Origin of the sequence: Acinetobacter sp. YH01010, from assembly GCF_013420775.1 — a bacterium.
GTDB classification, from domain to species: Bacteria; Pseudomonadota; Gammaproteobacteria; order Pseudomonadales; family Moraxellaceae; genus Acinetobacter; species Acinetobacter amyesii.
This window is the reverse complement of the sequence record NZ_VOYF01000061.1, coordinates 1-1,857: the sequence shown is the minus strand read 5'-3', so window position 1 is coordinate 1,857 and position 1,857 is coordinate 1. Positions and strand designations below refer to the sequence as shown.

Sequence of the window (1,857 nt, the reverse complement as noted above, 5' to 3'; positions counted from 1 at the left end):
CGAAAGGGCTTAGATAATGATGTCGAGTAGGGCGAGGCACGTGAAACCTTGTCTGAATATGGGGGGACCATCCTCCAAGGCTAAATACTCCTGACTGACCGATAGTGAACCAGTACCGTGAGGGAAAGGCGAAAAGAACCCCTGTGAGGGGAGTGAAATAGATCCTGAAACCGCATGCATACAAGCAGTGGGAGCCAACTTGTTTGGTGACTGCGTACCTTTTGTATAATGGGTCAGCGACTTACATTCAGTAGCAAGGTTAACCGATTAGGGGAGCCGTAGAGAAATCGAGTCTTAATAGGGCGTTTAGTTGCTGGGTGTAGACCCGAAACCGGGTGATCTATCCATGAGCAGGTTGAAGGTTGGGTAACACTAACTGGAGGACCGAACCCACTGTCGTTGAAAAGCCAGGGGATGACTTGTGGATAGGGGTGAAAGGCTAATCAAACTCGGTGATAGCTGGTTCTCCCCGAAAGCTATTTAGGTAGCGCCTCGGACGAATACCATTGGGGGTAGAGCACTGTTTCGGCTAGGGGGTCATCCCGACTTACCAAACCGATGCAAACTCCGAATACCAATGAGTACTATCCGGGAGACAGACTGCGGGTGCTAACGTCCGTAGTCAAGAGGAAAACAATCCAGACCGCCAGCTAAGGCCCCAAAATTATAGTTAAGTGGGAAACGATGTGGGAAGGCATAGACAGCTAGGAGGTTGGCTTAGAAGCAGCCACCCTTTAAAGAAAGCGTAATAGCTCACTAGTCGAGTCGGCCTGCGCGGAAGATGTAACGGGGCTAAAACTATATGCCGAAGCTGCGGATTTACACATTAGTGTAAGTGGTAGGGGAGCGTTCTGTAAGCCGATGAAGGTGGATTGAGAAGTCTGCTGGAGGTATCAGAAGTGCGAATGCTGACGTGAGTAACGACAAAACGGGTGAAAAACCCGTTCGCTGAAAGACCAAGGGTTCCAGTCCAACGTTAATCGGGGCTGGGTGAGTCGACCCCTAAGGCGAGGCCGAGAGGCGTAGTCGATGGGAAATTGGTTAATATTCCAATACTTCAGTGTAATGCGATGAGAGGACGGAGAAGGTTAAGTCAGCCTGGCGTTGGTTGTCCAGGTGAAAGGAAGTAGGCATGTATCTTAGGCAAATCCGGGGTACTCTATGCTGAGATCTGACAGCAAGCTGTACTTGTACAGTGAAGTGGCTGATACCATACTTCCAGGAAAAGTCTCTAAGCTTCAGTTACACTGGAATCGTACCCGAAACCGACACAGGTGGTCAGGTCGAGTAGACCAAAGCGCTTGAGAGAACTCTGCTGAAGGAACTAGGCAAAATGGTACCGTAACTTCGGGAGAAGGTACGCTGCTTTTGGTGATGGAACTTGCTTCCTGAGCTGAGAGCAGCCACAGAAACCAGGCCCCTGCAACTGTTTATTAAAAACATAGCACTCTGCAAACACGAAAGTGGACGTATAGGGTGTGATGCCTGCCCGGTGCTGGAAGGTTAATTGATGGGGTTAGCGTAAGCGAAGCTCTTGATCGAAGCCCCAGTAAACGGCGGCCGTAACTATAACGGTCCTAAGGTAGCGAAATTCCTTGTCGGGTAAGTTCCGACCTGCACGAATGGCATAATGATGGGGGCGCTGTCTCCAGCAGAGGCTCAGTGAAATCGAAATCGCCGTGAAGATGCGGTGTACCCGCGGCTAGACGGAAAGACCCCGTGAACCTTTACTGCAGCTTGACATTGAACTTTGATCTTACTTGTGTAGGATAGGTGGGAGGCTTTGAAACCGAGACGCTAGTTTCGGTGGAGCCAATCTTGAAATACCACCCTGGTAATATTGAGGTTCTAACTCTG

1 rRNA gene is annotated in these 1,857 nt (G+C 50.0%); it reads left to right on the top strand.

Annotated elements, in window-relative coordinates:
- Positions 1-1,857: ribosomal RNA gene (locus FTT77_RS17150) — 23S ribosomal RNA — on the top strand; the annotation flags it as partial.